Origin of the sequence: uncultured Nostoc sp. (assembly GCF_964245575.1) — a bacterium.
GTDB lineage: Bacteria > Cyanobacteriota > Cyanobacteriia > Cyanobacteriales > Nostocaceae > Nostoc.
On the sequence record NZ_CAXTNP010000365.1, the window covers coordinates 1 to 6,602 of the forward strand.

Annotated in this window: 5 protein-coding genes; all 5 read left to right on the plus strand. The window is 44.4% G+C overall.

The genetic code is table 11. From position 1 onward, the window contains the following. The first annotated feature begins 201 nt into the window (after positions 1-201). Positions 202-3,240 (plus strand): beta-phosphoglucomutase, encoded by a 3,039-nt coding sequence (gene pgmB, locus ACFFAP_RS34435; RefSeq protein WP_375515416.1) that lies wholly within the window; start codon positions 202-204, stop codon positions 3,238-3,240. A gap of 95 nt (positions 3,241-3,335) precedes the next feature. Next, positions 3,336-4,664 carry an ATP-binding protein gene (locus ACFFAP_RS34440; protein WP_375515417.1) on the plus strand — a complete coding sequence of 443 codons (1,329 nt, stop codon included), beginning with the start codon at positions 3,336-3,338 and terminating at the stop codon, positions 4,662-4,664. A 384-nt stretch (positions 4,665-5,048) separates the two neighbouring features. After that, entirely contained in the window at positions 5,049-5,486 is a 438-nt protein-coding gene (locus tag ACFFAP_RS34445; protein WP_375515418.1) for an RrF2 family transcriptional regulator, read from the plus strand. A 62-nt stretch (positions 5,487-5,548) separates the two neighbouring features. After that, a complete protein-coding gene (locus ACFFAP_RS34450) occupies positions 5,549-5,944 on the plus strand; it encodes a pentapeptide repeat-containing protein (RefSeq protein ID WP_375515419.1) in 396 nt (131 codons plus the stop codon). A 94-nt stretch (positions 5,945-6,038) separates the two neighbouring features. Beyond that, entirely contained in the window at positions 6,039-6,521 is a 483-nt protein-coding gene (locus ACFFAP_RS34455) for a DUF2243 domain-containing protein (RefSeq protein WP_375515420.1), read from the plus strand. Positions 6,522-6,602: the final 81 nt, after the last annotated feature.

The following is a 6,602-nucleotide window of genomic DNA, read 5'->3' on the forward strand; positions in this document are numbered from 1 at the left end:
ACCTTTGATACTCATTAATCCACCTTTGATACTCATTAATCCACCTTTGATACTCGTTCATCCACCTTTGATACTCATTAATCCACCTTTGATACTCGTTCATCCACCTTAAAGACTGATTAATGGAGTTAAAAGACTCATTTATCTAGCTCAAAGACTCAAATCCCCACTCCCCACTCCCTACTCCCCATTCCCCAACTTATGCAAACAAAAGGTTGTTCCCGCCATTTTATTTACACAGACTGGATCTTAATCGAAACCCAGTTTGACCCTGAGCAATTGCACTCTAAAGAAACCGTCTTTACAATCGGCAATGGATACCTGGGAACAAAAGGCAGTTTTGAGGAAGGTTATCCTCATGCATTGCCAGCTACTTTCATCAACGGTGTCTACGACGATGTGCCGGTGGTGTACACTGAACTGGCAAATTGCCCTGATTGGTTACCTTTGATAGTAATTGTAAATGGCGATCGCTTCCGTCTCGATCAAGGTGAGATATTGCGCTATGATCGGCAACTTGATTTACGCTACGGATTTCTCAGCCGTTACATGCGTTGGCGCTCTCCCAGTGGAAACACCATAGACATCAGCTTTGAACGCTTTGCTAGTTTTGCAGATCAGCATGTGTTGGCGCAACGCTGCCATTTAACGCCAATAGATTTTGATGGGTCAATTGAAGTTCAGGGAAGTATCAACGGCTATCCAGAAAATCAGGGTTTTAATCACTGGGAAGGACTAGACCAAGGCAAGACTGACCAAGGAATCTGGTTGCAACGCCGCACCCGCCACTCTCGAATTGAACTCGGTATGGGCGCAACCATGAGAATATCAGGTGCTGAAGCATCTTTGCAAGTCAGTGCCGCACCTGGTTATCCGACCTTGAGCATGACCTACCAGGCTAAATCACAACAGACGGTAACCGTAGAAAAAATTGTGACAGTTTTTACCTCGCGGGAGACTGAGACACCAGTTTCAGCCGCTACAGAAAAACTCGCGCACCTACCAGACTATGCAACACTACTAAAAGCCAATCAGCAGGCATGGGATGAGGTGTGGGAGCAAAGTGACATCCTCATTGAAGGGGATAGCACAGCTACTTTTGCTGTTCGCTACAATCTATTCCAGCTGCTGATTGCTGGGTCACGCCATAATGACAGGGTGAGCATTCCTGCTAAAACACTTTCGGGGTTTGGCTATCGCGGTCATATCTTTTGGGATACAGAAATTTTTATGCTGCCCTTTTTTCTGTTTACCCAACCCGCGATCGCCCGAAACTTACTCAGTTACCGTTGGCACACCTTACCAGGAGCTAGACGCAAGGCAGTCCATTACGGCTATAAAGGGGCAATGTTCGCCTGGGAAAGTGCTGATAGCGGAGATGAAGTTACACCACGTTGGGGACTCAATAGTGATTTTTATGGTGAAGACGTGCGGATTTGGTGCCGCGATCGCGAAATTCATATCAATGCAGATATTCCCTACGGTGCTTGGAACTACTGGCAAGCCACTGGTGATGATCAGTGGATGCAAGAGCGCGGCGCAGAGATTATTTTGGATGCCGCCATCTTCTGGGGTAGCCGAGTCGAATTCAATCCTGAGCGCCAACAGTATGAAATTCGGGGAGTGATCGGAGTGGATGAATACCATGAATTCGTCCACAACAACGCCTTTACAAATCGGATGGCGCAATGGCATTTAGAGAAAGCGATCGCAGTTTATGATTGGTTGGCTGACAAGTTCCCCGAACGAGCTACTGAACTAGAAGAGAAACTAAAACTTACTCCACAAGAGCGATCGCACTGGCAAGATATCATCGCCAAAATATTGTTTCTCCATGACCCATTAACAGAACTAATCGAGCAGTTTGAGGGATTTTTCCAATTGGAAGATATCAACTTAGCAGATTATGAACCACGCGATCGCTCCATGCAAGCCATCTTGGGTATTGAGAAAACCAATAAATATCAAGTAATCAAGCAGCCAGATATCTTGATGCTGCTTTATTTAATGCGGGAATCAGCAGATTTTCCCTACAACGAAAAAGCATTGCAGACCAACTGGGACTACTACGCACCCCGCACAGACATTACTTATGGTTCGTCCCTTGGCCCAGCAGTTCACGCCATCTTAGCTTCCGATTTGGGCAAATCATCCGAAGCTTACAAAGTGTTTATGCAGGCGTTGATGGTGGATCTTGAAGATAACCGAGGTAATACCAGCGATGGAATTCACGGCGCTACTGCTGGTGGCGTTTGGCAAGCTGTAATTTTTGGATTCGGCGGCATTCAATTAACCGAAAATGGCCCCGTAGCCAACTGCCATCTACCTGATGGCTGGACACGCCTGAAGTTTAAACTGCATTGGCAAGGAAAATGGCACGACTTCGATCTCCGCAAAGGACAAGTCGCCCAAGATATAACTGCTCAACTAGAATATCTCCAACTTTCCCTCTCCTCAAATCTCCCAAATTTCCCCTCAGAACTTTCTCAACACCAGACTTCTTCCCTTGCCTCCCCTGCTCCATCATCCCTGCATTCCCCATTCCCCATGCCCAACCCCAATATCCAAGGATTCATCTTCGACCTAGATGGAGTGCTAACAGATACAGCAGAACTTCACTATCAAGCTTGGCAAAAGCTAGCGGATGAAGAGGGTATACCGTTTAATCAGCAAGCTAACGAAGCGCTGCGGGGTGTATCCCGTCGTGCTTCTCTGATGCTGATTATTGGAAATAGACGGTATTCGGAAGCACAAATTGAGGAGATGATGGAGCGTAAAAATCGCTACTATGTGGAATCGATCCAAAACATGACACCTAAAGATTTGTTACCAGGTGCGATCGCCCTCTTAAATGAACTGCGCCAAGCTGGGATTAAAATCGCTATTGGTTCAGCTAGCAAAAATGCCCAGACAGTGATCGAGCGATTGGGCATTGCCGATAAAGTAGATGCGATCGCTGACGGTTATAGTGTACAGCAACCTAAGCCAGCACCCGACTTATTTCTGTACGCAGCCAAGCAACTAGGACTCGAACCAGCGCAATCTGTAGTTGTAGAAGATGCCGCAGCAGGCGTTGAGGCGGCCCTAGCTGCTGGTATGTGGTCAGTAGGACTCGGCCCAACTGAACGAGTTGGAGCCGCTCATGTTGTTTTGCCCAGCTTAGAAGGGGTCAAATGGGCAGATTTAAAAGCCAAATTCAGCAATATTGCCAGACAAAAACATTTAGGGACTTCTAATTGAAGACTAATAACTGTTAACCTCCAAAACCTAAGATTTTCTAAGTAGGGAATCTAAAATAAAACGCAAATTTAGATATCCAAATTAGGAGTCAGAGCGTGAATTTGGACGAATTAGCCTTACAGATTGAGAGTATGCGTAAGCGCGTCGCCCTTTTGCAACGCCAGAGTGAACAGCAAAATACACAGTCAGATATTGAACTCGTTACCGCAGTATTAAAAGAAGCCCACCTAGTTTTGTCAGAACTGCAAATAGCTCATGGAGAATTATCCAACGCCCAACACTCCTTGGTAGCACAAGGTCAACGCTACCAAGAACTATTTGAGGAAGTACCAGACGCTTATTTTGTGACCGATGCAAAAGGGTTAATTCAGGAAGCTAACTCAGCCGCCACTACTTTGCTCAACATTTCCAAAAGTTTTTTGTTGGGCAAACTCCTGGGGATTTATGTGCTTGAGAAAGAAATAATTGCTTTTCATCTGAAACTGACTCATCTGCGCGATCATGCCAAAATCCCAGACTGGAAAATACAAGAGTGGGAAGTAAACCTGCGACCACATAACAGAACGCCAATTATTACTGCGGTTAAGGTGGTTGCTGTCCGGAATCAACAAGGTAAGTTAGTTGGTTTGCGGTGGCTATTGCGGGACATTAGCGACAGCAAGCGAACCCAAGCCAAGCTGCAATGGGCAGAACAGGCGATGCGACAAGCGCTTATCAAAGAAAGGGAGTTTAGTGAACTTAAATCCCGCTTGCTCACCATCACCTCCCATGAGTTTCGCACCCCTTTGGCTACCATCCACTCTTCTGCGGAACTACTAGAATATTATCGCCATCTATGGAGCGACGAGCGACAACAAACCCACCTGCGTCGCATTCAAACATCAGTTATGCATATAACCCAGTTGTTGAATGATGTATTGGTGCTGAGTCAGGATGAAACAGGCAAGTTAGAGTTTAATCCAACACCCCTAAATTTGGTGGAATTTTGCCGCGATCTATTAGAAGAATTAGAACAGAGCGATCGCTCACAACATGCGATCGCTTTTAGCAGCGAGTGCCAATCTACAAAAGCGTACTTAGACGCGAAACTACTGCGGCAAATCTTGACTAATTTATTCTCGAATTGTCTAAAATACTCTCCCATTGGTAGCACAGTTAAGTTTTCTGTCAGCACTGCCAACGATCAAGCTATATTCCAAATTCAAGACTCTGGTATTGGCATTCCCGTAAATGACATTAAACACATCTTTGAACCCTTCCATCGCGCCAGTAATGCAAGTAATATTTCAGGAATGGGACTAGGGATGTCCATTGTCAAGCAGGCTGTAGATTTACATGGCGGCGAAATTTTTGTCGATAGTGCGATCGGTGCAGGAACTACCTTTATAGTCATTCTGCCATTTTCGATAAATTTCCATGCATAGCGCCTTGCACTAATGCTGGTTTTATTTCTCATTGGTTTGCTTTTGAACGTTATTGCTTTCCAATGGATGTGTGGATAACCCAAAGTTTGCCGTCAGACATCGCAATTTCAGGCTAACAAACCACAATAATCTCTGACAGAATGGATTGAAGCCAAGACAAAGTAAGCCTTTAAGTCAATTTAAACTCAAAAATATTGTCCAATAATCAATCACTTTTATTTATTGAATTAAAAACCAAATATACTTGCTTCTATCGTTGAAGGTCTTTAAACTAGATCTAGCCGGTCAATAATAAGTTAATTGTAAAGTTTTTCTTAACAGTAGCTTAGGGAAACGAACTTAAAGACTTTGTATCTTGAAATATGAATTTAAAATATTACGCCTGTGGTAATCTCTAACAAATCAGAATACGCACTTCTAGCCCTGTTAGAGTTGGCAACCTGCTACCCTAACGGTGAAGCCCTGCAAATTCGAGAGATAGCGGTATTGCAAGACATACCGAACCGCTATTTGGAACAACTTCTGGCCACATTAAGGCGTGGAGGTTTAATTAAGAGTATACGCGGAGCCAAAGGTGGCTATGTTCTGGCACGAGATCCCGGAAAGATTACAGTGTTAGATGCTTTTAGCTGCATGGAAGGGTCAGATATTGTTGTCTCTACTTCTGAGCCAACTCCCAACACGGTAGAAGGTGAGCTAATTCAGGAAGTGTGGCAGGAAGCACGTCAGGCTGCTAACTCAGTTTTGGAAAAATATACACTCCAAGACCTTTGTGAACGAAGATCAATGCGAAAGCAGAAGGAACTCATGTATTACATTTAGAAAGGATGAAGTAAGAAAATTTTCGTCCTTAGTATAAAAGTAATAACCTGTGAGGCTGTTATATGCCTGAAGTCAATTCTCAACAGCCTATAAATAGTGCCGCTACTCTTGTGGAGAGTTATGCAGCAGGAAAACGGGATTTTAGTAAAGCAGAACTGGGTAATGCTGATTTGCAAGGCATTAACTTGAAAGGTTCTGACCTTAGTTATGCTGACTTGAGTGAAGCTAACCTGAGTGGCGCAAATTTGAGGGGAACTGATCTGAGTTTTGCCGATCTAGGTCAAGCTAATCTCAATGATGCCGATTTGAGGGGAGCATTGTTGATGTCAGCGAATTTTCGCCAAGCCGATCTCAAAGGAACGAAGCTGGAAAAAGCAGACTACGATCGCAGCACCCATTTTCCCCAAGATTTCGACCCAGTGAAAGCGGGTATGCAGATTAAACTTGTAAATTCTTAATTTAAGTTGAATGATCGTACTTGCCTCAAGATAGAAGATTTTTTTCCCAAAAGATGTTGTATTTTGGTAAGAAAGCCTATCTATGAGGTTGACAATGGAGGCAAAAAGTGAAACCTTCAACCGACGCGCACCGCTAATTAGTGCTGGAATTTGTCTTGGTGTGGGTCTTGGAGGATTTCTTGATGGAATTTTACTGCATCAGCTCCTCCAGTGGCATCATATGCTCAGTAGCATTCGACCTCTGACAAACATGGCGAATATCGATTTGAACATGGTATGGGATGGGTTATTTCATGCCTTGGATTGGATATTCACCGTGGTAGGACTTGTGTTGCTATGGCGTGCCGGAGGGCGTGATGATGTTCCTTGGTCATCACAGACCTTTATTGGGTCACTAATGATTGGGACTGGGTTGTTTGATTTCGTTGAAGGTTTAATTGACCACCAAATTCTCGGTATCCATCATGTGAAACCAGGCCCTAATCAGTTAGTTTGGGATCTAGGATTTCTTGCATTCGGTGCGCTACTTATTGTTATCGGCTCGATAGTGATAAAAAAAGATGTCAGTAGTCAATAGTCAATAGTCACGGGGCATTGGGCATGGGGCATGGGGCATTGGGCATGGGGTAATAAATCAATAGTTCTTCTTCCCCTGCTC

Bases quoted from the DNA above. Each gene is read 5' to 3' on its own strand.
- pgmB (WP_375515416.1), top strand. From the start codon at position 202: ATGCAAACAAAAGGTTGTTCCCGCCATTTTATTTACACAGACTGGATC.
- ACFFAP_RS34450 (WP_375515419.1), top strand. From the start codon at position 5,549: ATGCCTGAAGTCAATTCTCAACAGCCTATAAATAGTGCCGCTACTCTT.
- ACFFAP_RS34455 (WP_375515420.1), top strand. From the start codon at position 6,039: ATGGAGGCAAAAAGTGAAACCTTCAACCGACGCGCACCGCTAATTAGT.